24 protein-coding genes are annotated in these 22,461 nt (G+C 45.5%); 5 read left to right on the top strand and 19 right to left on the bottom strand.

From position 1 onward, the window contains the following. The first annotated feature begins 308 nt into the window (after positions 1–308). From WMO66_RS09825 to WMO66_RS09815, 3 genes are all read left to right on the top strand, one after another. Entirely contained in the window at positions 309–716 is a 408-nt protein-coding gene (locus WMO66_RS09825; protein WP_349136265.1) for a helix-turn-helix transcriptional regulator, read from the top strand. Between the two features lie 78 nt (positions 717–794). Further along, complete coding sequence (locus WMO66_RS09820) at positions 795–1,310, top strand: ImmA/IrrE family metallo-endopeptidase (RefSeq protein WP_349136264.1); 516 nt, start codon at positions 795–797, stop codon at positions 1,308–1,310. 113 nt (positions 1,311–1,423) lie between these two features. Further along, entirely contained in the window at positions 1,424–2,215 is a 792-nt protein-coding gene (locus tag WMO66_RS09815) for a hypothetical protein (protein WP_349136262.1), read from the top strand. A 65-nt stretch (positions 2,216–2,280) separates the two neighbouring features. Here the strand turns inward: WMO66_RS09815 and WMO66_RS09810 are convergent, their stop codons facing one another. From WMO66_RS09810 to WMO66_RS09795, 4 genes are read right to left on the bottom strand one after another with little or no spacing between them, the layout of a single operon-like run. Continuing rightward, positions 2,281–2,847, bottom strand: a complete 567-nt coding sequence (locus tag WMO66_RS09810) for a hypothetical protein (protein ID WP_349136261.1) — start codon at positions 2,845–2,847, stop codon at positions 2,281–2,283. Continuing rightward, complete coding sequence (locus tag WMO66_RS09805; RefSeq protein WP_349136260.1) at positions 2,844–3,416, bottom strand: metallophosphoesterase; 573 nt, start codon at positions 3,414–3,416, stop codon at positions 2,844–2,846. The genes WMO66_RS09810 and WMO66_RS09805 overlap by 4 nt, the downstream gene beginning before the upstream one ends. A gap of 19 nt (positions 3,417–3,435) precedes the next feature. Beyond that, a complete protein-coding gene (locus tag WMO66_RS09800) occupies positions 3,436–4,746 on the bottom strand; it encodes a cyclic-phosphate processing receiver domain-containing protein (protein ID WP_349136259.1) in 1,311 nt (436 codons plus the stop codon). Positions 4,747–4,751: 5 nt separating this feature from the next. Beyond that, the gene (locus WMO66_RS09795) at positions 4,752–5,468 is read right to left on the bottom strand and encodes a metallophosphoesterase (RefSeq protein WP_349136257.1); all 717 of its coding nucleotides are present in this window, start codon (positions 5,466–5,468) and stop codon (positions 4,752–4,754) included. Between the two features lie 138 nt (positions 5,469–5,606). Here WMO66_RS09795 and WMO66_RS09790 point away from each other — a divergent pair, with 138 nt between their 5' ends. Together WMO66_RS09790 and WMO66_RS09785 are read left to right on the top strand one after the other, a co-directional pair. Next, positions 5,607–6,263 carry a hypothetical protein gene (locus WMO66_RS09790; RefSeq protein WP_349136256.1) on the top strand — a complete coding sequence of 219 codons (657 nt, stop codon included), beginning with the start codon at positions 5,607–5,609 and terminating at the stop codon, positions 6,261–6,263. A gap of 36 nt (positions 6,264–6,299) precedes the next feature. Continuing rightward, the gene (locus WMO66_RS09785; protein WP_349136254.1) at positions 6,300–7,811 is read left to right on the top strand and encodes a DUF2779 domain-containing protein; all 1,512 of its coding nucleotides are present in this window, start codon (positions 6,300–6,302) and stop codon (positions 7,809–7,811) included. Positions 7,812–7,950: 139 nt separating this feature from the next. Here WMO66_RS09785 and WMO66_RS09780 read toward each other — a convergent pair whose 3' ends face one another. The 15 genes from WMO66_RS09780 to WMO66_RS09710 all read right to left on the bottom strand — a co-directional run. Beyond that, a complete protein-coding gene (locus tag WMO66_RS09780; RefSeq protein ID WP_349136253.1) occupies positions 7,951–8,778 on the bottom strand; it encodes an ADP-ribosylglycohydrolase family protein in 828 nt (275 codons plus the stop codon). A gap of 68 nt (positions 8,779–8,846) precedes the next feature. Continuing rightward, positions 8,847–9,209, bottom strand: a complete 363-nt coding sequence (locus WMO66_RS09775; protein WP_349136251.1) for a hypothetical protein — start codon at positions 9,207–9,209, stop codon at positions 8,847–8,849. Further along, positions 9,206–10,006 (bottom strand): agmatine deiminase family protein, encoded by an 801-nt coding sequence (locus WMO66_RS09770; RefSeq protein WP_349136249.1) that lies wholly within the window; start codon positions 10,004–10,006, stop codon positions 9,206–9,208. The genes WMO66_RS09775 and WMO66_RS09770 overlap by 4 nt, the downstream gene beginning before the upstream one ends. 61 nt (positions 10,007–10,067) lie before the next feature. Beyond that, the gene (locus WMO66_RS09765) at positions 10,068–10,964 is read right to left on the bottom strand and encodes an AAA family ATPase (protein WP_349136248.1); all 897 of its coding nucleotides are present in this window, start codon (positions 10,962–10,964) and stop codon (positions 10,068–10,070) included. Between the two features lie 27 nt (positions 10,965–10,991). After that, entirely contained in the window at positions 10,992–11,861 is an 870-nt protein-coding gene (locus WMO66_RS09760) for an agmatine deiminase family protein (RefSeq protein ID WP_349136247.1), read from the bottom strand. A gap of 42 nt (positions 11,862–11,903) precedes the next feature. After that, positions 11,904–12,356, bottom strand: coding sequence for a hypothetical protein (locus WMO66_RS09755; protein ID WP_349136246.1), 453 nt, complete (start codon positions 12,354–12,356; stop codon positions 11,904–11,906). Positions 12,357–12,373: 17 nt separating this feature from the next. After that, positions 12,374–13,024, bottom strand: a complete 651-nt coding sequence (locus tag WMO66_RS09750) for a cell division protein FtsZ (protein ID WP_349136245.1) — start codon at positions 13,022–13,024, stop codon at positions 12,374–12,376. A gap of 25 nt (positions 13,025–13,049) precedes the next feature. Continuing rightward, entirely contained in the window at positions 13,050–13,445 is a 396-nt protein-coding gene (locus WMO66_RS09745; RefSeq protein ID WP_349136244.1) for a hypothetical protein, read from the bottom strand. A gap of 10 nt (positions 13,446–13,455) precedes the next feature. Next, complete coding sequence (locus WMO66_RS09740; protein ID WP_349136242.1) at positions 13,456–13,989, bottom strand: hypothetical protein; 534 nt, start codon at positions 13,987–13,989, stop codon at positions 13,456–13,458. An 84-nt stretch (positions 13,990–14,073) separates the two neighbouring features. Continuing rightward, positions 14,074–14,397, bottom strand: a complete 324-nt coding sequence (locus WMO66_RS09735; protein ID WP_349136241.1) for a hypothetical protein — start codon at positions 14,395–14,397, stop codon at positions 14,074–14,076. 84 nt (positions 14,398–14,481) lie between these two features. After that, entirely contained in the window at positions 14,482–15,333 is an 852-nt protein-coding gene (locus WMO66_RS09730) for a hypothetical protein (RefSeq protein ID WP_349136240.1), read from the bottom strand. 62 nt (positions 15,334–15,395) lie between these two features. Continuing rightward, positions 15,396–17,414, bottom strand: coding sequence for an AAA family ATPase (locus tag WMO66_RS09725; protein WP_349136238.1), 2,019 nt, complete (start codon positions 17,412–17,414; stop codon positions 15,396–15,398). 155 nt (positions 17,415–17,569) lie between these two features. Then, entirely contained in the window at positions 17,570–18,877 is a 1,308-nt protein-coding gene (locus tag WMO66_RS09720) for a vWA domain-containing protein (protein WP_349136236.1), read from the bottom strand. Continuing rightward, positions 18,861–19,979: an ATP-binding protein gene (locus tag WMO66_RS09715; RefSeq protein WP_349136235.1), complete on the bottom strand. Its 1,119-nt coding sequence runs from the start codon at positions 19,977–19,979 to the stop codon at positions 18,861–18,863. The genes WMO66_RS09720 and WMO66_RS09715 overlap by 17 nt, the downstream gene beginning before the upstream one ends. Continuing rightward, on the bottom strand, positions 19,976–22,461 hold a 2,486-nt coding region (locus WMO66_RS09710; protein WP_349136234.1), incomplete at its 5' end, for a helicase-like domain-containing protein. The genes WMO66_RS09715 and WMO66_RS09710, both read right to left, overlap by 4 nt.

Genomic DNA, 22,461 nt, shown 5'->3' with positions numbered 1-22,461 from the left:
GAATATGCCGTCCTGCACCAAGCCAAACTGCTCGCATAATTTGTGATGTTCTTTACTGCTTTTGTATTGTTTCTTCCCATTGCTGCTCCTTTTCCGTATGAACGGGCATACTAATCACGATTGTGTATATTCGGCACCTAAAAAATTGCAGTATCTTTCCGAAACCTCTTGACAAAACGCGCAAGTTCGAGTAAGATAAATACGCAGCCGAATTGCGTGTTTCCATTATACGCATTTTATTTGCGTTTGTCAACAGGTAATGGCAATTTAATTTCTAACACATTTTGAATACTACGGAGGACGGTACCATGCGGTTTTGCGAGAAATTAAGAGAAGCCCGCACAAAGGCGGGCTTGAAGCAGGAGGAACTGGCGAAGGCTCTTGGGGTTTCCCTCAGAACAATCACCAACTATGAATCCGGCGAGTGCTATCCGAGAAAGCGAGACATCTATCACAAACTGGCAGAGCTGTTTCATACCGAAGAAAACTACTTTCTGAATGAGGACGAGGAGTTTCTCCTTTCCGCCGCAGAGAAGTACGGTGCGAAGGGCGCAAAGCAGGCGCAAGCGTTGGTAGACGAAGTCAGCGGTCTTTTTGCCGGCGGTAATATTGCCGATGAAGATTTGGATGTGATGATGAAGGCTTTGCAGGATGCGTATTGGATCGCCAAAGAGAAGAATAAGAAGTTCACGCCCAAGAAATACCGCAAGGACTGATTTCATTGTGTCCGTTTAATGGGACACCGCTTATGTTAGAATAGAATTGCCAAAACAGGCAGAAGGGGGTGTTCGCTCTTGGATATTCAGACTTTGGAGATCGTACAGACGGCAAATAGGCTGGTCGATACGCTCGCCACGAGAGATCCGCACGGGATCGCCCGTGAGCTTGGCATCGAAGTCGTCCCCGTGGATTTCAAACGGCAGCGTGGAGCCTATAAGGTTCTGATGCGCAACCGATTTATCTTCATAAAAAACGATCTGCATCCGGTGATGGAAAGCATCGTTATGCTCCACGAGATCGGGCACGATGTTCTGCACCGAAAGGAAGCTGTGAAAGCGGGCGGCTTCAAAGAGTTCAATATCTTCAATATGCAAGAGAGCCGAATGGAATATGAAGCGAATGTGTTCGCTTCTCAGGTGTCCTTGGGCGACGAGGAAATCCTCGAATATATCCGTTACGGCTATGATATACAACAGATTGCCAGTGCAATGCACTCGGACACAAATCTTGTTGCGCTGAAAACGGATGCACTGATTGCTCAGGGTTATTGCCTGCACCATCAGGAGTATGAAAACAGATTTTTGAAATAGGAAAACGGAAAGCAATTTGTGCAGATGGTGTCTGCACAAATTCCGTGGTCGCACAATGCGGCTATTTTAGATATAAAATCACCAATAAACTGCCCAAAGCAGCGGAGGACGATATGGGTGACTACATTCTCAACACAGTCAATTATGACTATAAGACCTTGAACCACGAAGGCTTCGGCGTCGTATGCAAGTATATTGCTACACCGAAAAGGGTGGGGTATCCAAGGCTTCTTGTCAAGCACGAAAACATACAGTCCGCCTGCAACACCTTTATGTGCAGTCGGCTTGCCGGACTATGCGGTGTCTATGCGCCGAAAGCCTACATTATGAGTACAAGCGGTGAAAACCGCAGATTGTTTCCGATGCACCCATTTGTTGTTGGAACTGAATGGGTAGAGGATTTTTCTGCGGTCGATTATGACAGGACAAAAAAGTCCCCGACACTGCGTCAGCAGTATTTGGGCAGTATGGCTCTGTATGCAATGTTCTGCCGGATCGCAGACACGCCGCAGTTTGCATACTCGCCAACCAAGGGCGTATTCGCCTACGATTGGGACGAAGCGTTCGATGTAACGGATTTCATAATCAAGCTATGCCTATATAACAGCAACGCAGGGACAGAACAACTGCGGAGAATGCTTCAGCACTTTTCTCAGTACCCATTTGAAGGCGATGCTGAATTGTGCTTGCAAAGTGCAGCAGCCCACTTGAATATGGATGCCGATAATCTGCGACCAAGTTATATGCAGACAATGGAACGCTTTTGTAAAGTGACAGAAGAACAAGTAGCAGATCTGACTGATGAGCTTGCCGACATCTATCCGACACCGTTGATTGTCTATTATGAGGAGTATATCAAGCTATTACAGCATAAAATAACTATATACGCCAATAAATATGAATAATTTCAATTTAGATTGCTAACCATAAGCAATTCTGTTACCTTGTTTGGATAGGTTTCTATATATTCCTATAATTCAATATATTCATTGACCTTGTCAACGAGTAACCCCTCCCAGTAATTATAATCCGGATAGTTCCTCGGAAACAAGCTATCTATATCCGGCTTGGGCAGATCATACCTGTGCCTTATCACATAGTCTATGGCATAGACATATTCACTGACAAAAGCCTGTTCGCTCATGCACGCTATCATCGGGCATACCAAATCCGCTATCTGCCAAACCATTTTATGAATCCGTTCTGCTTCGGCTGCCGAAACTCCGTATGTCTGTACTCTTTCGTAAATTTCCTGAGGAAATTCCGCGCAGCTCTCAAAAATGCCTTTTTTGTATTTTTCAGCAGGCAGTTTTTTATACGCTCCGTCACTGCCTTTATAAACCAAGCACGATATTCTTTCCAGATAACCGGCGGTCACAAGCACCTGAATCATATAATCGTCGCTGTCAACATCATATGCAAAGCATTTAGGCAGCGAAAAAATTGCGGCCGTTCCGCTTTTCCATACTTCATTTTTAAGCGCCTGATATAAGGTCGGTACCTGCCCATAATGTAAGTCGGTATATTTCGTCCTCATTCCTGCGTCTCCTTTATATTATATAACCTTGCGTCAGCATCCGCCTTGAAGCATTCGTTGTTTGCAAGCATTTTATCAAAAGACACAGGCTCAAAACCGTTAATATCTGCACCTGCATTCAGTATACGCGGATTGTTTTTGATAACCGGCCAGTAGGGCTGGTTTGTGTTATTGTGGATGTGTCCGTGAATCATATAACTTTTCAGTTCATGCTTCCAACACATCAACGGGTAATGACAAAGTACGAGCTTGTGTTTGCCGTCAGAAATCTCTGCGAGATGGTCAACCGAAAGAAAATAGCGTGAAGCGTCCAGCCTCTTTAGCCATCCGCCGTCATGGTTTCCGACAATGAGCCTTTTCTTGCCGTTCAGTTGCTTTAGGACGTTGTCGGGATCTTTATGCTTATAAAACAGGTCGCCAACAACATATACGGTATCATTGCGAGATACCTTTTCGTTCCACCGTTCCATCATATAGCCGTCCATTTCTTCGACGCATTTGAAAGGCCGACGGCATAAATCAATAATCGCACTGTGCCCGAAGTGCGCGTCCGCGATAAAGAAAAACATGATTTCCGCTCTGTTCCTTTCATTTGGTCTTATTCCAATACCTGTCAATTTCCCGCCGCATATTCTCGAGTCCGACAGGGTTCATGGTATGCAGCCTGACAGGATAATCGGTTTTTCTTTCGGCGAGCCAGTCGATCAGTTTGATTCCGTCTCCGCCATCGGAAGCATACGCGCCCAAATCATGATCGCAGTCAATCTCATCAATAACGATGAATTCCTTTTCACACTCCATTATCTTTTCCTTTGCTTCATTCACACTGTGACAGTGACAGTATCCTTCCGGCGCTTCTCTGACATCATCCAGCCATAATTTTATGTGATCCGGTTTGGATAAGCCCGCCAGAATCATGCCGGACTTCATATAATCGAGCGGAATACTGTTCTCTGCATAGCCGGCAGTGATGATCTGATGATAAGCGCGGGCGAAAAGTACCAGATCTATTTCATCCTTCAGAAAATTACTGAGTGCAATCAGCGTTCTTTTTGAACTGGTCAACTCCCTATCATAGAATTCAAGATTCATATAGTTCGACATACACTCTCCGTAAATGCTGCCGTCCTCATTCAGAAAGAATCCTCCGGCACACATATCGGAAGAATCGCCGTTTTTTCTTAGGTTCTCTTTTACCCTGTCATCTTCGATACCGTCAAGGCAAACCCCTGTTGTCACAAACGGGCCGGCGCAGATGCCCTCTGGTTGCGCCGGGTCCCATACAATATCACCTTTCTGAAACGGTGTCGGAAATTCAAACCACAGGCCGTCAAAAACGCCCCTAAACAAGTTGCTTTCCTTATCACTGTCGATATGTCCGGGATCAAGATGCAGAAATTTAAAGGATGGGGTGAGATACGCAATTTGCTGCGAGTTCAATCTGTCTATCTGCATTTTGGTGCATTGAATGGAGATAGCATCATCTTCGGGTTCCATGATGCTTTCATACAAAGCATCGAAGCAGGAAAATACCGTATCCCACTCGTATTCCGTGCCGTCTCTGTAAATGTATTTGAATTTGTAAACAAACGGCTTATTATAATCAAAAGTATCCGCATGTTTCTCATCGTAAAACTCATTAAGATACTTATTTTCAAGCTCCATATACTGCCTCAGAAACGCATGCAGGCTGTCCTGCGCAACGGTATTCAGACGCTTCTCTATTGGGCAATCCGGCATGGTTGCAATCAGCTCATTCCACGCTTTATGCTTTTCGTCAATCGTCGCATCACGGAACTGATAAATCAGCCATGCAGCCTCAAGAGAATTAAATTCATAACCGATATTCCGAAGGTGTTCTCTGATATCCTTAGAATTGACAAATCTTAATATGTTCATCTGTTTCACTCCACATATATTTCTTCCATCGTATCAAGACAAATATATCCGAGGGGATTGCCAAATACGGCTCCGCAGTCTATCGCAATATGATTGTTCCCCTTCCATATCCGCCCTGTGTAATCCGGATCAATAAACCCGGTAGGCGTATGTCCTGTTACAATAACCGCATCTTCAAAATACATTTTTTCATACTCCGGCTCACCCATAATGAAATCTGAAATTCGACAGCTATCAATATTGAGCATTTTTGACTTTTCCGGAACCGTATGTGCAAGGAAAAACTTCTGGCCTCCTACTGTTAGCTTTTTATATACCAGAAGCGAGCCAAGATATCTCAGCACCGCATGCTGTTTGCTCTCGTCCAAGCTCAGGAACTCCTCGTATGTCGTGCTTCCGCCGTCGGAGAGCCACAGTCTGAATGCTTCTTCAAGTCCGTCCGCAAAACAGCCATCGTTGGGAAGCGCAAAGTTCCTGAGCAGAATCTGCGCACAATGATCGTGATTGCCCCGACAGGAAAACACATTTTTTCTGTCGATGAGATCCAATAAAATCTTCATTCCCCCGCTGCCTCGATCCACGATATCTCCGAGAATGTACAAGGAATCGTCGGAGGTCAGATGCAAGCGTTCCAGAAGCTTCATATACTTGTCATAGCATCCGTGCAGGTCCGATACCGCATATATCACACGCATTCTCTCCTTTTCGATTTGCTTCTCCATGATAATACCGCAATATATGCACCAAAAACGGTACGTACCGAGGATTAGAATAAAGGTGATGAAAGTCTGCATTCGATGATGCAAGCGGCTTTGGATTATGGTATAATATGCAAAACAATTAGGAAAGGATAGAGACACATGGACGAATTAAAAAAAACAAAAGAACTGGTCGAGAAATATCTAAAGAAAAAATATCCCGACGCGCAATTTACAGATGAAGATTTGGAATTTCTGGCGAGGTTTTCTGTGAAAAAGGAACCGAAAGAAAGAGAAATACTGAAAGAACTCGGCCTTATCAGCGGCAAGGGCACGGTACAAGGCTACTATGCCGACCATGAATCTGTTAAAAATGCAAAGGATTGTATCCAAGCAATCTACGAGCGTTTTAACACCAAAAGAAATAGCCAAAAGGAAAAGGAACACCCCGTAGATGTTTTTGGTGATGACTTTGAAGCTTTCTTTGCCTGGTGGTGCGATAAAACGCCTGAAGACGGAATAAGGAAATGCTGCTATTGCGAAGTTGATGAAGATACAGTAAGGGCTGCTTTTGCTAAAGATGAAAAAGATAAATGTGTCATTTCCTCTAAAAAGCGATCTTTCAGCGGGGAATTGCAAATTGAGCGCAAGGACCCCGACGGAGATTACTGCGCCGACAACTGCGAATTTGCCTGCGTGATTTGCAACAATGCCAAAAGCGATATGATCTCGGCGGAGGACTTCAAAAAATTTTTTGTTCCGGGTATTAAAGAATACTGGGCGCATATCGAAGAAGAGATAAAAAAGAAAAATCCTTGATATTCTTCTCTCACAGAAAAAGAGGAGGTCATTTCCATGGTTTACTTATCGAAGTCAAAGTACTGCGGACTCTGGCAATGCCCCAAAATTGCATGGATGAAAAAATACAAGCCCGAGGAGCTGACACTTGACAGGAGCGTTCTTTCGCGTATGGAAGCCGGCAACGAGGTCGGCGATCTGGCAATGGGGCTTTTCGGCGACTATGTCGAAGTGACGGCATATAAAAACGATAAGCTCGATCTTTCCAAAATGATTGAAACCACCAAAGCAGAAATGCAAAAAGGCACGCCGGTCATCTGCGAGGCTTCGTTTGAATACAACGGCCTCTATTGCGCTGTGGATATTCTCAAAAAGGAGGCGGACGGCTGGGCCATTTATGAGGTCAAAAGCTCTACCAAGCACGAAAACTCCACGGATGACAAGCCGGTGTATATTGCGGATGTTGCCTATCAGAAATACGTGCTGGAAAACTGCGGCGTGAAGCTCAGCGGAACATACCTTATCTGCCTGAACGGCGACTATATCTTTGACGGCACTCTGGATATCGACCGCTTATTCACAATCTCCGATATCGCAGAGGCCGTTGCAGCGGAAGAAAAGAACATCGCCGGCAATCTGTCTGTTGCCGAGCGGCTGCTCAACTCCCCCGACGAGCCGGATATTGATCTGTCCATCGGCTGCAAAAATCCGTATCTCTGCGGATTCTGGAAGTATTGCTCCAGGCATATCCCTGAGCAGTCGGTATTTGACCTGTACAGAATGTGGTTCAGCAAAAAGATCGCATTTTATAAAAAAGGGCTTGTCACGTATCCGGAGCTGATGAACAGCTCTGAAATCACCAATAAAACGCAGCTTCGCCAGATGGAGTTTGCCTTGCAGGATAAGGGAACCTATATTGAAAAAGACAATATCCGCGATTTTCTTTCCGCGCTTTCTTACCCGCTCTACTTTCTCGATTTTGAAACCATGCAGCCTGTCATTCCGAAATATATCGGAACCAAGCCCTACGCGCAAATTCCGTTTCAATATTCGCTGCACTACATCGAAGCCGAGGGCGGCAAACTGAAGCACACGGAATTTCTTGCCGAATCCGGAACGGATCCGAGGAGAAAGCTTGCCGAGCAACTATGCACAGACATTCCCATGAATGTCTGCGTTACGGCGTACAACAAGGCCTTTGAATGTACCCGGCTGAAGGAATTGGCGGAAACCTTCCCGGATTTGGCGGAGCATCTGCTCAACATACGAGATAACATCGTTGACCTGCTCGTTCCGTTTCAATCGGGCTATTACTATAATCGGGCAATGAGCGGCTCCTTTTCCATCAAGAGCGTGCTGCCCGCCATTTTCCCAGACGATCCCGAATTAGACTACCACAATCTGGAGGGGGTACATAACGGCGGCGAGGCGATGACGATTTTCCCAAAAATACAGTTCATGAAGCCGGAGGAACAAAAGACAGCCCGACACAATCTGCTAAAGTATTGTGAGCTCGACACCTACGCTATGGTTAAAGTCTGGAAAGAGCTTGTCCGCGCAGCGGAATAACTATCATTCTCATAAAATCAGCACAGCCACCGAATCACAACGTGTTTCGGTGGCTGTGCTTTTTTTGATTAACACTCAATCATGCCATTCTGCCTTCCTTAATTCCATGAATCGGTGGGCGGGCATCTATACTGGTGGTTTATTTGTCCTCAATTTTTGCCGGATATCGGCTTTCAAATTCCAGAAGAATTTCAAGTAGACGCTCATCCAAGAAGGTAATGGCACGCTTCCTTATGCTTGTCGGTACGCCATAGTATGCCTCGGCAACAGAACCGGTAATTGCGGCGAGCGTATCGCTGTCTCCGCCGATGGATATAGCATTTCTTATGGCATCTTCAAAGTCGGTAGATTCGAAAAAAGCCTCCAATGCCTGTGGGACTGTATCCTGACAGGTCTCGTTGTATTTGTAGGTTTCGCGGATGTCGTCAATAGTGAAATCAAGCGAATAATAGTTTTTTACAATGTAGTTCTTTATTTCATTTATGCTTTTCCCCGTCCGGGCAAGAAATACAGCTGTAGCGGTAGCTTCAGCCCCTTTCAGACCCTCCGGATGGTTATGGGTCACTTCGGTAACAGATCTTGAAAGCTGTTTGACCTCATTGATGCTTGTTCCGACGTGTCCGCATCCGCTGACTCTCATTGCAGCACCATTGCCGTAACTGTTATAGGGCTTTGGGTTATTGGAATACATCCAACGGAAGAATGAACCACCATAACCGCAGTGTCGATAATGGCGTCCGACTTCCTGCATGGACGAAACAGCTTGATCACTCAGATCACTGAAATTCTCAGTGCATTTCATAAGCGCATCGCATATAGCCAATGATATTACAGAATCATCGGTAAAAAAGCACTTGGGCGAGAGCAACTCAAAATCTTTTGATCTTTGATTAAACCACTCAAAGCGCGATCCTGCAATATCTCCGATTATTGCACCAATCAATAAAAAAACCTCTCTTTCAATCAATTATACTACTTAAAGCTGATACAGCTATATTTTTTTACGCATTTCTTGACAGGACAAAGTAGAAACGTTTAAATTTCTATACTTCGAACCGCAGTACCGCTCTTTATCGGGATATTTGCTGTCAGCACATCATTAAGACGAATTTTGCAAAGACCGTTTTCCGCATCGAACATGATGTTTTCTTCTCTTACATATATGCGCATTCGCATTTCAAGATAGAAGCGAACATCGGTTTCATCAATTTGCTTTTTCTCTGCCGAGTCTCCCTCAAACGGCACCATACAATCTGCAAAGGTATGCCTTTCAAGCTCAGCCTTAATACCTTCGGCATAGACATGGTCACACTCTAAAAGCTCCACTCCTGCATTGTAGAGTCTGCGCCTTGCAGTCAATATTCGTCTGATTCTCTCTTTCTTTTCCTCCGGGTTCAATTCTTCTCCCAACTGATGCAATTCAATCCGCCGCCTTCTTCGGCTATCCCGTTGATATTCACGGGAATTATTTTCTTATCGAAAACTTCCTCTGCACGTTTTACCGCCGTTTCATCCTGTGCATCGCCGAAAACAGGCAGAAAAATGCGCTTTTCGGTTTCAAGAAAGTTCAGGTAGCTTCCAACAGCGCTTATCCCTTTGGAATCAAAATACGGAAAATCCAGAACCGAAATACCGCATTTTTCCAATGCTCTTTTCACCTTTTGCTCGTAACCGTTTTTATAAGGCGAGGTATTGCCGATCACCGTGTTTTCGTTCACGAAGCGCACCACGCCGTCTGCATGACCGGTCATATCGCTTTTCAGCGACGGAATAATAGCGATCTCTGCTTCAAGCAATTTTTCAAGCTCTGATAAAAGACTGTTTTTATCATATTCCGGATTTTCGGAAAACACCCTGTCGGTGATAACGGCTTTTGCCCTTGACGGCGAAAACACGACATTTCCGCCGTCAAGATTGATGTCGGAATATGTAACCGGCAGAGCAAAATGCGGCGCAATATAGGCTTTGAAATCTGTCCTTAATTGCGGATCATCTGCAAGATAGCCCGGCTCATAACGAAACGAGATAGATTGACCGCTTCGGGTTTCGACCGGCATATAATCCCTTGCCCAGATATCCTTTGCTCCGTCAAAAAGAGTAAATTCTTCTCCGCTGTCGGATAATGCGGAAAACAGATTTTTCGCTGCCAAGGAATACTTCGGGTTCGTTTTTAGTAGTGACGAAAAGTAGAGCATATTGCATTTCTCCTTTCGTTTTTTGCTCCATTATGCCGCACGCTTAATAACAAAATAGCGGTTATTCAAATTCCTTTTTGTGCTTCATGAATAAATCAAACATCAAGCGAACACTTTTTAGCTGCGTCCAAGAATCAACAACCACCGAGTTATCATCAAGATTGTAAATTTTTGCATGTGGTATCGATAAAAATATTGGCGAGTGCGTTGCAATAATGAATTGATAATTGAAGAATCGAGTAGAGGAATTGATATAGTCTGCAAGCTTCATCTGATTTTCAAGTGATAAACTGTTTTCCGGTTCATCAAGCAGATAAAGTCCTTCGTTTTCCATTCGTTCTATAAAGTACAGCATCGCCGTTTCTCCGTTGGAGTTTTCCTCTTCCTCACGTTCCAATCTTTTTTTCAAAAAGGCAGATTTGCTTTTCAGCGCCTCATACCGGGTGTGCCACCTATCATAATCTTCCAAGGATTGCAGATTTGGACTGCCTGCTCTTATCTCCCAATATTCTTCGTTTACATCTTTTGTTTTGCTGAATAGCTGCTTATTAAACTCTCGTTTTTTCATTGAATATTTAAAGACATCATCACTGGTTATAATTCTGCTGTTATGATTAAAAAACTGCGCATATTCTCGAAAATCATCCTCGTTATACTTGCACATATCTAAGTAGTCGTTGAGAAAACGGCCGGAATTAAAAAGAGAGTCACGTTTCAGGCGCAGCTTTTCGGCAATGATATTCAGTGCCGTGGTTTTTCCGCACCCGTTTTCGCCGTAAAGAATCGTGATGCTATCAAATTCTATCTTATTAAGGCTAACCTCCGGAAGAACATTGAATGGATAAAAAGAGCCGGTATGAAAGAGAGGACGCCGATCCGCCCCAAGGCTGTCACCGGGATGTAAAAAATCGCATTCCTCAGACAGTGATGGAAATGAAAACCTTTTTAAGTAAATCATTTTTTCAGCCCTTACTCTATTTTATTGTCAATAGGACATACCCCAACTTATGCTATGCAAGCCGCTCCCGTCAGTGGCAATGTTCGGGATCATTACCGGCTCAACCGGCTTTGAAAACAGCTTTTCGGCGGCGGCCACGGCTCTTGCATCTGCTTCTATACCGAATACGGGCAAAAACACCGCTTCATCGGTTTCAAGATAGTTCAAATAGCTCCTTTGGCCATCAGTCGATGCGGATGGAAATTCCAACACATCCAAACCGTGATATTGCAATATTGTTTGTAATTGCTGATTAAAACTTCCCGACAAGAAAGCTTCATTACATAAAACTGTCTGACCGTCCAAAAAGCGAACCATATTGTCAGCATGACCGGTGATGTCACTTTCAAGTGAAGGAATTATAATTATCATCTCACAGCCCCGGTGATCTATCACTGAGGCAAGCTCCCGTACTAATTCGGCTTTTCCGTATTGGGGATTTTCCGAAAAAATACGATCGCTGATGATTACTACTTTTTCGCCACGTGTGCCTCGTGAGATCAATATATTACCGCCATCGAGGTTTATCTCCGATTTATCAAAATCACGGGGCGGACGCCAACCGTTGACCAACTGCCAATTTGTATCAATGTCCTGCAAAAAATCCGTTTGCAGATCGCGGTGATTTTTTAAATAAGACGGTTCGTACCGAAACAACACATTATCCCGCTTGAAACGGCCACGTATTTGTATCGGCATGAAATCCCGTATCCGAATATCCTTCGCACCTTTTATAAAGCCATAAGCAACATGATGCTTTTCAAGTGCAGCAAACAGGTTGGCAGAATCATCGGGATATTTATCCGGAAGTAGATCCGAAAAATAAAGAAGCTGGATGATACTGGTCATTTTTCTCATAGGTGTTCCCTTTCTTCTAAGCGTATTCGGCAGTTTATAACTTTATTCTATAAAAAAACAGCAATAGCTACACTGAGTGCGTGGATAGCCATCCCTCTTGAAAAAATCTCCGATTTGCTTCTGATCCGCATTCGGAGCGTTTATGCCGTTTCCAAACAGCCCTATATAAGCGTTTTTTATGAGGCAGGAAACGACATATTGCTCGTTCATGGACAGCACGATTTCAATTCCGGCATAGTCAGGTTGGATATAGATGCAGTCTTTTCGTACAGGATAACCCCATTTATAACCCCATGTATCGCAATCAAAATAATCTTTAAATGCATCTCTCTTGCAGATATGAGATTCAAGCTCAAGCGGGTGCAGATAACCGAATGGGCCCATTCTGAGAACGCCTTTTCTAATTATTAAGGAATCGATTTTTCGGAGTACTTCAGCAGCCTTTTCCTTGTCCGTTTCGGCTTCCAGCATTTTCATCAGTTTTTTTAAATTCATTGTGCGTCCCTCGTTTTTTAATTTTTTGCGTCCGGCATACCACGCTCATCGCTACTTGTTTTCTGAAGCGTTGTGCAGCCGTATATGGCCGACACCGCCTGCTTCAGGACATCGGCCGCGATACCGAATGTGTTGGCAATGGTGGTCTTCTGGTCGGTGACGTATTTCAGGCGGTCGTTCGGGATGATAATGAGCGAATCGACCTTATCGGACAGTGCGCTGATGCCATCCTCGGCCCGCTTCCTGCGGTTTGCACCCTCGAACCGGAAGGGCTTCGTCACAATGCCGACGGTCAGGAGGCCGGCCTCGTGGGCTAGGTCTGTGATGATGGGCGCTGCGCCGGTGCCGGTGCCTCCGCCCATGCCTGCGATGATAACGGCCATGTCCGCGCCCTCCAGCACCTTGGCGATAGCGACTCTGCTCTCCTCGGCAGATTGCTTGCCGATTTCCAGGTCGGCATCTGCGCCCATGCCGCCGGTCAGCTTCTCGCCAATTTGCAGCTTGTTTTCACACTTGGATTTCTTCAGAGCCTGCCGGTCCGTATTCACAACGACAAACTCGGCTCCGCCGATGCCGCCAGAAATCATTCGATCAACGACATTGTTCCCAGCACCGCCAACGCCGATCACCTTGATATTGACTGTCTTGTCTGTATAATTCTCAGGCATTTTGAACTTCTCCTATGTAGCTTAATCAACTTTCCCGTTCCGCGCTTTCGCAGGTAAAACGATAATGACTGGAGCCGTCGCTTTTTATGTTGATGCAGTTCAGTTCTCCGGTCATCAATTCAAACGCATCCATGATCCTGTAAACGATACATTCTTTATTGATTGCGGGATTGAGAAAGACGGTGGCTTTGCCATTTTTAATTTCAACACGCCCGCGGGGATAATAGTTAAATGGTCGCCCCGCCGTAATGCTTCTGTCAAGACGTTCCCATTCCGGCCTGTGGTTGAAATTATTGCCGGATTTTGAGCTGAACCGCACCAGCTCCTTTGAATCGCCGTTTTTATCGCAGGCAGCCGAAACCGTAATAAGCTCCGGACATTCCGTATCAAAATTTGCACACCAAAAGATACCTTTTCTCATATAAGCCCCCCTATTCGTCGCCACTGTCTTTCTGCTTCGGCCAGCCCTGAACCAGATAAACGCAGGAAACGATATTGCCTTCTTTCATTTGCACATCGTCTGAAAATTCAGAGTGCAGTACAGCATCATATTCGTTTCCGAGGCAGGAAAGCGTATAAAGAATATCCGCTTCGTCAAATCCGAACTGGGCGGAATCCTCATAAGTTTTAACGACCTTTCCGTTCAGAATAATGTAAGCGCTCTGCTCAGAATCAGCATCTCCAGATACAGAGAACACACCTGCCGGAATCACCGATTCCGGTGCCATGGAATGTCGCGCAGCATTGTTGTATGCGTCTTCATCTTCGTATACTTCAGGCTTGCCTGCGCACTCCAGAATAAGCTCGAAATCCTGCGTCTCGTTCATTCTAACGTCTTCAGGAAACACATTATGTGTTTCAATCGGAATAGGGAAATTAACTTCACCGTCTTCCATCCAAGCGTTCAACCGTCCGTTTCCGTCATGATCCGGTTTGGAAATCCACTCTTTGAGCCTAATAATCATAATACGCGCCTCTCTCTCATCATTTCCTGTGCGCTTATTTTAACATGAGCAATGTACCAGAGAAGGTGCATTATCGCTGCCATTTCAGCAGTTTTTCCTGCTTTCATCCGTATTTTCAAACAATTCAAGAAATTCGCAGAAAGAAATCGCTGCGCGACCCGCTTCCGCGGCATCAACGCCCTGCTTTGTGTGGGGATTCAAGGTATATTTTTTGTGTGTTGAACCGCACATTGCAAAATACGGCCGGTGAAGTATCACATAGCCGGAACGTCTTAAAAGAGAAAATGACCGATCCGTCATCGTGTCAACATCCACCACGTATTCTTTATCAAATTCATCGGGTAACTGCGGAAGGGTTTTGCGCTCAAGCATTTTTGCAATCAGAGAACATTTCTTTGTCGTTTCCATTTGCGGCCTTCTTTCTGTTTTCGACTTTTTCTTGCATATTAAAAGCGCCCGTCGGTACGATGAGTGCTTTGATAACTCCATCGTTCAAACTTTCGCATCTTTTCCTTTTTGCCTATTCATGATTACCAGCTGCTTCCCCAGACTTTTTGATTTCGCAAACAGCCTATGAAAGTCGGGATACTCATTCATGTTTCCGGCATCAATGAGCATTGGCCATTTTTCATGGTTTATATCGCGAATGTCTTCAAATCCGCTCCAGAACTTATTGACATCAATAAAGCAAGCATAATCAAAAAGCTTTTTATCCCGCTCATTCAGATCAGTCATAGAGCCTGGCGCATCGGCGCAGTGCCAGATAAAGCTGCCGTCCGAGCGGATCCCGATTTTATACAAATCCGCAAAGGAATCACAGGGTTCGTATTTTTGGATAAACTCCTTGAGATAAATCCGAAAGGTCTGCGTCAATCCCGAACCATTCGTTTTCTTTTGAAAATCCCCGAAAGCATAATATTTTTCCGAATCCTTGTAATGAAGAAGCCGTTTTGAAAATGCATTCTTCGGATCGTACCGATAATAGATAAGGCTTTCTTCCTCCTCGCATAGCTGTATATCTCTGAAAAGTAAAGACACGTCGGCAGCAGTATTGTTTCTACAGTCGGTTGCTTCATAAGCACATTCCTTGCGATGAGGCTGCCCTCTTGCGGTAATTGAGTACGGATGGCCGGCAATTTCAAGTTTGAGTATGATTCGTGTATTCACCGAAAGCGTAAATGCCTCCGTACAGTCTATCAGGCTTTTGTTGTTCGTAGCCAGCCCAATTGCTTTCGCAATACCGTCTGCATCAGGAACGGTAATTGCAGCAATCTGTTCATGGAATAGGACATCAAAATGTTCGATTTTTCCGAATTGTTCAATTGTCAATTTTTTTAGAATCAAACACTGTGTCCCCCTTTCTCCCTCAAAGCAGACGCATAATGCGTCATTATTCGCACGCAGTATTACGCGCAGAAGCCAATCTGTTTTGTTTTTGGTTTTGTACTTGCCTTTGGGAGTTCAATATCCCCAGATGCAATTGTCGTAATATCTTCGCTTCCGACAGAATCAAAATCCATTGTCAGCAATCGGGTTGCCTGCGCCATTTTTGCTTTTTCGATTACATTTCTGACATAGCGGCCGTTGCCGAAATCACTTTCGGTTCTTGCGGTGTCAAACAGACCGTAGAGTTTTTCAAATGCCTCTTTTGTAAATTTCAGACCCTTTTGCTTTGCAATAAGCTTTGCTATTTCACAGAGCGATTCCGTGTCATAATCACTGAATGGAACATGATAAGCAATTCTGGATCTGAGTCCGGGATTCTTTTGAAGGAAGCTCTCCATCTTGTCCGGATAGCCCGCAAAGATAACAACAACATCGTTGCGATGATTCTCCATCTCCTGGACAATGGTATTAATTGCCTCGTCACCGAAAGAACCGTCTCTGTCATCAACAAGAGAATAGGCTTCGTCAATAAACAGCACACTTCCTTGTGCCTCTTTGAATTTTTTCTGAATCGTTGGTGCTGTCCATCCGACATATTTACCCACCAGATCGCCGCGTCCGACCTCGATTAGATTTCCTTTCGAGAGAAGGTTGTTCTCCTTCATGATTCTTGCGAAAAGTCTTGCAACGGTAGTTTTTGCCGTTCCCGGATTGCCGGTGAAAATCATATGCATGGAAGGGTGATCGTTTTTCATTCCCTTCTCCGCAAAGAGCTTCTGGGCTTTATGATAGTTCAGTGCCTGATTGATCATTTTCTTTGCTTCGTCAAGACCGATCATGCGGCTTAATTCGTCATAAGCCGAGCCTTTGGGCGCTGCTTTTATTACCTCGCGTTTGGCTGTAGCAACATCTCTATACTGCGGATATACAACGGTCTTGAGTTTATTGTTATACCAATCGTCAAATATGTTGTGAAGATCGGGTGCCAGATAGCCTTTTTCATCCTCAAGCCTTTCAAACAGCTTTTTATCTGTTCGGATTTTGCGATCTTTTGCCAGGCCTTTCAGAAACGCTTTTGCACATTCTCCGGAAACAAACTGCTCCTTGAGTTCAACAATGCTTGTATTGCCGAGATTCTCATAAAAAATATCTTTCGATGCGGTACATTCACGCGGAAGGCAAAACACCGTAAGAACCTGATGGCGATATTTTTTCATAACCTCGCAAAGGATTTCGATCGTGTCTCTGCCACAGTCCGCATAGTCGTCCTCCGTGTCATCGTTCGCCAAGTACCTGACAACAACCGCTCCACCAACGGCGCTTTTATATAAGCAATCATAAATCATGCACGAAAAGCTTTCGCCGGGGCTGAAATCCAGAAAACAATAGCGTTTACTATGCAGCCTGTTATTGGCATATAACGCTTGCAGAAGGATCCGGCACATCCCTTTTCGTGTCTCGCGGTCATCTGTCTGAATCATATAATGGACGGGATGACCGATGGCATTCTGTTTCGCACCTCCTGCATAAATGCGATTCAGTTCAGGGATAAAAGTGTCCTTTGCAAGAAATCGCCCGGCATCTTCGTATATAGATTCTTTATCGCAAGCATCAAGAATTCTCTCTCCGTATGTAATTCCTCTGCTATATCTGCCGTCAAGCTTGTCCAGATCAAACTGTTCAAGGACTTCATCGTCATCGCGAATATAATCGTTTCTGCTGGCGCAGCTAATCATATTACGGAGAGAGCTAAAGGTTATTTCATCAAGACAGGTTTCTTTTAGCTCTATTTCAATTGTTCGGAGATATTCGGAGATCAAATCAATTATATTGGAACAGTTCTTCACGATAGCGCCGACAGTTACCGTACTCTCCGAAGCATTGTTTACAAACAGATATGCCCTGTGCTGCTGAAGCTGATTGAAGTCATTCGTTTTCATCGAGATTTTTCGTACCTTCTCGCGCATTATTCTGCGGCTGTCATTTTCCTCTGACCACTTTTCGGCATCTGTAATGCCTTCAAATTTATAGAATTGCATCCTGCGCACCTCCGGATTCTTTCCTTTGCAACGAGATGATACCAAAAGCAATGTGCCGAATTTGGTGCATAATCAACCGCACACGATAAATCATCCGCTCTATTTTTGCCTTAACAATATGATCATAACGCTCCCTGCGCACTCAATAAGGCACATTATTCCTTTATCCTTGCGATCTTCCCCCAAGGCGGGGTAACCACGTCATTATTTAACAACCACAGAACGGGAATACCCGCTGCAAGCTTTTCCTTTGGATACGGCGCAAAGCCATCCGTTAGAATGATAATACAGGCAGGTAATTTGTCCTGCATATGTTTCCGGACATATTCAAATATAATCTGAAAATCCGTTCCGCCACCACCGGCGGGCTTGATGATTTTTAATTCCGCCTCATTTGTAAAGGGCTTCGGTGCAATGATCGCCGCGTCAAAAAAGCCGAGCCAGCCCTTGAGCTTGCCGTCAAACTGATCGATCGCGCCCTTTACCTCGGAATACGCCGCCGTTATCATACCGTCTGACATTGAAGCAGAAGTATCTATCATAAAGAGAATATCTTCGACCAAATCATCCTTATCATTGAAATCCGGAAGAAAGAACGGACTTTCGTCAAGCCTTCTGTCCGGTGGCATAAAGGAGTAATCGACGATTTCCTGCTGAACAAAATCATTCAGCACCGTCCGCCAATCCGTCTGCGGCTTTTTCAATTCCTTAAGAAGTCGCTCGGCAAACAATGGCAGGAGTCCTCTTTGGTTAGATGGATCTCTTGTTGAAATAGCCTCACAAGCATCTTCAATCCGCTTTCTCCAAACGTCACGCAGCGTATCATCCTCTTCTTCCATTCCCCAGCGGGTATGATCGTCCCATATTGCCTTGGTGCTTTTGCTTTTGCCTTGCGTTTGTTTTGCGCGTCCTAACGCGCTGCCTTTTGCATCACCGTCCTTTTCATCATCACTGCCATCTTCGCCCAAAGTGCCAGTCAATGCGGGCTTTGGCTTCCCGTTTGCAGGCGATGGCGGCAGCATTTCATATACCTGCTCTGCCGTGTATTCATATCCCTCTTTGCCATCCGGAGCAAGATGCATGGACTCGCCGTATTTCTTCAAGGTTATGGCTTTCAAATTCATGTTTTCAGACAGGAGTATATTTGAGTTGACTACGATGTCACAGGCTATGTTAAACTGCTCGCTATCTCTGTCTCCTTGCCTCAAGCAGTGCTGTAAAACAACATGGAGAATCTCATGCATCATCACAAAGTCCAGCTCCGCGTCGCTGAGCTCGTCCAGAAATTTGGGTCCAAAGATAATTCGATGGCCGTCCGTCGCGGCCGTTTCACATTTCTCGTCGATTGAATAGATCATGTGCATCAGAAGCAGGCCATAAAAGCCGTTGTTGCACAGGATGCGCAGCCGCGACAGTAAAAGGCGCTTCCTATATCCTTTTTCCTTTTCATCTAACGGAACCATTCATGAAACTCCCTTTCCTTTGGAGCCATTTTGTAAACTCCGGTATCAGCATCAGCCGTTCTTTGTATCCCTCCTCAATGTACATGTAGTCCTTCATCAACACCGCCCCAAAATCCGGTGGCATTTTATCTGCATATCGGATCGAATTTGCAATTCTTCCCATGTCGTCCTTGTGGCTTCGCGCATAAGCTGTCATGGATGCCGTCAGGGCGTACATTGCATCCGTATTCGCGGGCATGGATGGCATTTTTCCGTCAAAAATATCTTCAATTGACGGCAAGTCCTTATATACCTTCGCCCATGTTCTGAATTCAACAGCAACGCCGGCTCCCACAATACCGGCGATCAGCGCATACATCGCATCGATATCGTCATTGACCGCGTTCAATAGGTTGCTCACCATTTCCCACGCACGCGGTGTCGGGAACGCAAGATCATCGCTTCCGGGATCAAAGCCCATCAGATAATTCTGCCGGAAGGAGAGAAAACCGATGACCTTGGCATTTATCCCGTATGCAATCGCCCATTGCTTCCACGAATGAAAGCTCCCTTCAATTTCGATATGCAGGAGTCTGTTTGCAAGTGCCTTCGGCATCCTGTATGCCACAGACTTATCTGTGGTACGGTTGCCCGCTGCAATAACAATGCAGTTATCGGGCAGCCTGTGCTCTCCGACAACGCGGTCAAGGGTTATCTGATACGCCGCTGCCTGAACCGATTGCGGTGCGGCAGATATCTCATCCAGAAAGAGGATATTGACAATATCCTCGTCCGGGTCCATTTGAAAGATTTGCGGCTTCAGCCAAACAGCAAGCGTCTTATCCGCATTGGAGGTTGGGATTCCGCGTAAGTCAATGGGATTGAACAAGAGCAAACGAACATCCGTTACCTTCACGGTTTTTCCCGTGCTTGCCTCAATATCCCTTGCAATCTGCCGTATCGCCTGTGACTTACCGACACCGGGCGGCCCCCAGAGCATAACGGAGGGCATTGTTTTGATGGGAAGCCGGTTTTTTATTACTGCACTGTACGCCTGAGCCAATTTTTCTATCACCCTGCCGACATTCAGACAAGGAATATTGGTTAATTTCACGTCACTCATTTTTTGTTTACCCCAAGCTTTTTATCGAGCTTTTCAACCTCGGCACTGTATTTTTCTATTTGCTCGCTGTAGCTTTCCTCCTTTGCAAGCTCCGCCTTCAGCTCGGCTTCTTTTTCGGTCAGCTTTGACAAGCCGGTTTTCAGCGTTTCGAGATGGCCGTCCAGCATATCAAGAGCATGATCGATGCGCATAAGATTGCCAATCTCGGTGTCGCCCAGCTCGACATAATATTTGCCCCGGCGGGAGAGCCAAACATACGGCTTTTCCTGTGTCATATTGGCAGGAAGCACAATAGCAAAGCCTCTGTAAGTCATTAGTGTTTTCTCTCTTGCCTCAAGCACATGACTTTTGATTGCTGAGGTAATATCTTCACGAAGGGCTTTGCGCTTTTCTGCTTCCTCCTTCTTCAGACGGTTATCCGCAGCTAAAGGGTTCGCCGCTTTCCAAGCCTGATAATAAGAAAGATCTTCCTCGCATTGGATAATCAGCGTTCGTTGATGCGCCAGCCTTCCCGGAAGCTCCAGAAGCTCTTTTTCCATCCGTATCCGGGAATCTACGAGCTTGCGTTGCAGCGTAAGATACCTCGTCAGCTCGTTGGCCGCTTCGACCCGCTGCTTTACCAGCGGATTTCCGACCGCCAGTGCCTTGACCTCTGCATAATCCAGCACCGTGTCCTCAATGTCTGCACCGCTGCGAGCTGTCAGTGAGCCGGAAAGCAGGTCGGAGATAAACCGCTGCTTTGTTTCAAGAAGCTGCCAAGAATATGCGTCGAAGCTCCCTTCGGTGATGTATCTGTAAATATACACCTGCACGTTGGTGTTTCCCTGACGAAGAATACGGCCTTCCCGCTGCGTCATATCCGCAGGCCGCCACGGAACATCAATGTGATGAAGCGCGATCAGCCTGTCCTGAATATTTACCCCCAAACCGAGCTTGAAGGTCGAGCCGATCAAAATCCGGATGTCGCCGCTCCGCACCTTCATGAACAACTGCGCTCTTTTCAGTTCGGTTTCGGCATCATGAATATAGGCGATCTGTACCTCCGGGATGCCGAGGTTCATGAGTGCGGTCTTCAATTCGTCATAAATGTTAAACCCGGCCTTGGGTGTGGAAGTATCGCAAAAAATCAACTGCGTCGCTTTGCTTTGTACATTCTTAAAATAAATATCTGCCGCATTTTCCGCACATCGCGCCACCTTGGACTGATAGGTAAATTCCGCATTTGGATCAACCAGCCGCAGGTCGAGCGCCGCCTTTCTGCCGTCCGTTGTGATTTTCAGCATATTGTCGACCCTTCGACTGACCATGCCACCTCGTACATCGTCGGCTCTTTGTGAAATATCATCGAGATATGCCGCAAAAGCGGGCGTTTTTGCAATAAGTGCGTCGTTATATCCGTCATGCACCGGAATACCGGCAGATGCGTCCACCTGATGAAAATCCGCAATGGAGGAAAGTAGTGAGGTCAGCTCCGGTAGGTTGTGAAATTTTGCAAAGCGTGTCGCCAACCGGTAACTGCTGGTGTCAACATCAATTTCAAACTCGGTGCTGCGTTCCGCAAACATTCCGATCCACGCGTCAAAGCTCTGCAAATCCAGCATGGCAAGCTCCCCGCTCTGTAAATACTGCTGCATGATATATGCGTCGGTAATCGAGTTGGTGATCGGCGTGCCGGTAGCAAGCACAACGCCCTTGCCATCGTTCTTCTTTTGCACCATATGGACCTTGTCCATCATATCCTGACATCTCTTTGAGCCGCTTCCGCTGATGCCGAGAACCTTGTTGGCCTTGGTTTCAAAGGGGACATTCTTGAAATTATGCGCCTCGTCAACGAAAAGGCGCGTGATTCCAAGCTCGTCAAAATAAACGGTGTCATACATATCATCCATAGCCGCCGCCATCTCGGACAGTGCTTTTTCGAGCGCTTCTTTTTTCTTTTTCAGTTTTGAAGTTGCTTTGCCTTCCTGCTCTGCAAGCTCCGTCACAAGTTTCTTTTTCTCTTTCAGCTCTTCCATGTAATAATCTTTGGACAGGGGAATCTGCTCGAAGCAGCTATACGCAATGATAATGCCGTCAAATTCTTCATCCCGGATACGCTCAAGCACTTTCTCACGCTTGTTCGGTGTAAAATTTTTCGGCGCTACGCAAAGGAGCTTTGCATTCGGGTACATTACCGAAAAGATGTTCTTCCACTGCCCGACGATATTATTCGGTACAACGTACATATTCTTTGCAGAAAGACCCATTCGTTTCATTTCCTGACCGGCGGCGATCATGACATAGGTTTTCCCCGCTCCGACATCATGCGCCAGCAAGGTATTTGGCGTAAAAATAATTCTTGTCACGGCATTCTTCTGATAAGGATACAGCTTGACCGATTTGGACATCGTTGGAAAATTCAAAAAAGATCCGTCAAAATTACGCCTGCGCACACAGCCGAAATTGTTTTCAAATATGATCTCAAGGCGCTCTTTTCGCGCAT

It is taken from the genome of Faecousia intestinalis (genome assembly GCF_040096185.1).
In the GTDB taxonomy this organism is placed as follows: domain Bacteria; phylum Bacillota; class Clostridia; order Oscillospirales; family Oscillospiraceae; genus JAZOXB01.
Note: the sequence above shows the minus strand (reverse complement) of the source record. Positions and strands in the feature narration are given on the sequence as shown.

Excerpts from the sequence above, each read along its gene's own strand:
- WMO66_RS09825 (WP_349136265.1), top strand. The coding sequence starts at position 309 with ATGCGGTTTTGCGAGAAATTAAGAGAAGCCCGCACAAAGGCGGGCTTG.
- WMO66_RS09815 (WP_349136262.1), top strand. The coding sequence starts at position 1,424 with ATGGGTGACTACATTCTCAACACAGTCAATTATGACTATAAGACCTTG.
- WMO66_RS09810 (WP_349136261.1), bottom strand. The coding sequence starts at position 2,847 with ATGAGGACGAAATATACCGACTTACATTATGGGCAGGTACCGACCTTA.
- WMO66_RS09805 (WP_349136260.1), bottom strand. The coding sequence starts at position 3,416 with ATGTTTTTCTTTATCGCGGACGCGCACTTCGGGCACAGTGCGATTATT.
- WMO66_RS09800 (WP_349136259.1), bottom strand. The coding sequence starts at position 4,746 with ATGAACATATTAAGATTTGTCAATTCTAAGGATATCAGAGAACACCTT.
- WMO66_RS09795 (WP_349136257.1), bottom strand. The coding sequence starts at position 5,468 with ATGGAGAAGCAAATCGAAAAGGAGAGAATGCGTGTGATATATGCGGTA.
- WMO66_RS09790 (WP_349136256.1), top strand. The coding sequence starts at position 5,607 with ATGGACGAATTAAAAAAAACAAAAGAACTGGTCGAGAAATATCTAAAG.
- WMO66_RS09785 (WP_349136254.1), top strand. The coding sequence starts at position 6,300 with ATGGTTTACTTATCGAAGTCAAAGTACTGCGGACTCTGGCAATGCCCC.
- WMO66_RS09770 (WP_349136249.1), bottom strand. The coding sequence starts at position 10,006 with ATGCTCTACTTTTCGTCACTACTAAAAACGAACCCGAAGTATTCCTTG.
- WMO66_RS09765 (WP_349136248.1), bottom strand. The coding sequence starts at position 10,964 with ATGATTTACTTAAAAAGGTTTTCATTTCCATCACTGTCTGAGGAATGC.
- WMO66_RS09760 (WP_349136247.1), bottom strand. The coding sequence starts at position 11,861 with ATGAGAAAAATGACCAGTATCATCCAGCTTCTTTATTTTTCGGATCTA.
- WMO66_RS09755 (WP_349136246.1), bottom strand. The coding sequence starts at position 12,356 with ATGAATTTAAAAAAACTGATGAAAATGCTGGAAGCCGAAACGGACAAG.
- WMO66_RS09750 (WP_349136245.1), bottom strand. The coding sequence starts at position 13,024 with ATGCCTGAGAATTATACAGACAAGACAGTCAATATCAAGGTGATCGGC.
- WMO66_RS09745 (WP_349136244.1), bottom strand. The coding sequence starts at position 13,445 with ATGAGAAAAGGTATCTTTTGGTGTGCAAATTTTGATACGGAATGTCCG.
- WMO66_RS09740 (WP_349136242.1), bottom strand. The coding sequence starts at position 13,989 with ATGATTATTAGGCTCAAAGAGTGGATTTCCAAACCGGATCATGACGGA.
- WMO66_RS09735 (WP_349136241.1), bottom strand. The coding sequence starts at position 14,397 with ATGGAAACGACAAAGAAATGTTCTCTGATTGCAAAAATGCTTGAGCGC.
- WMO66_RS09725 (WP_349136238.1), bottom strand. The coding sequence starts at position 17,414 with ATGCAATTCTATAAATTTGAAGGCATTACAGATGCCGAAAAGTGGTCA.
- WMO66_RS09720 (WP_349136236.1), bottom strand. The coding sequence starts at position 18,877 with ATGGTTCCGTTAGATGAAAAGGAAAAAGGATATAGGAAGCGCCTTTTA.
- WMO66_RS09715 (WP_349136235.1), bottom strand. The coding sequence starts at position 19,979 with ATGAGTGACGTGAAATTAACCAATATTCCTTGTCTGAATGTCGGCAGG.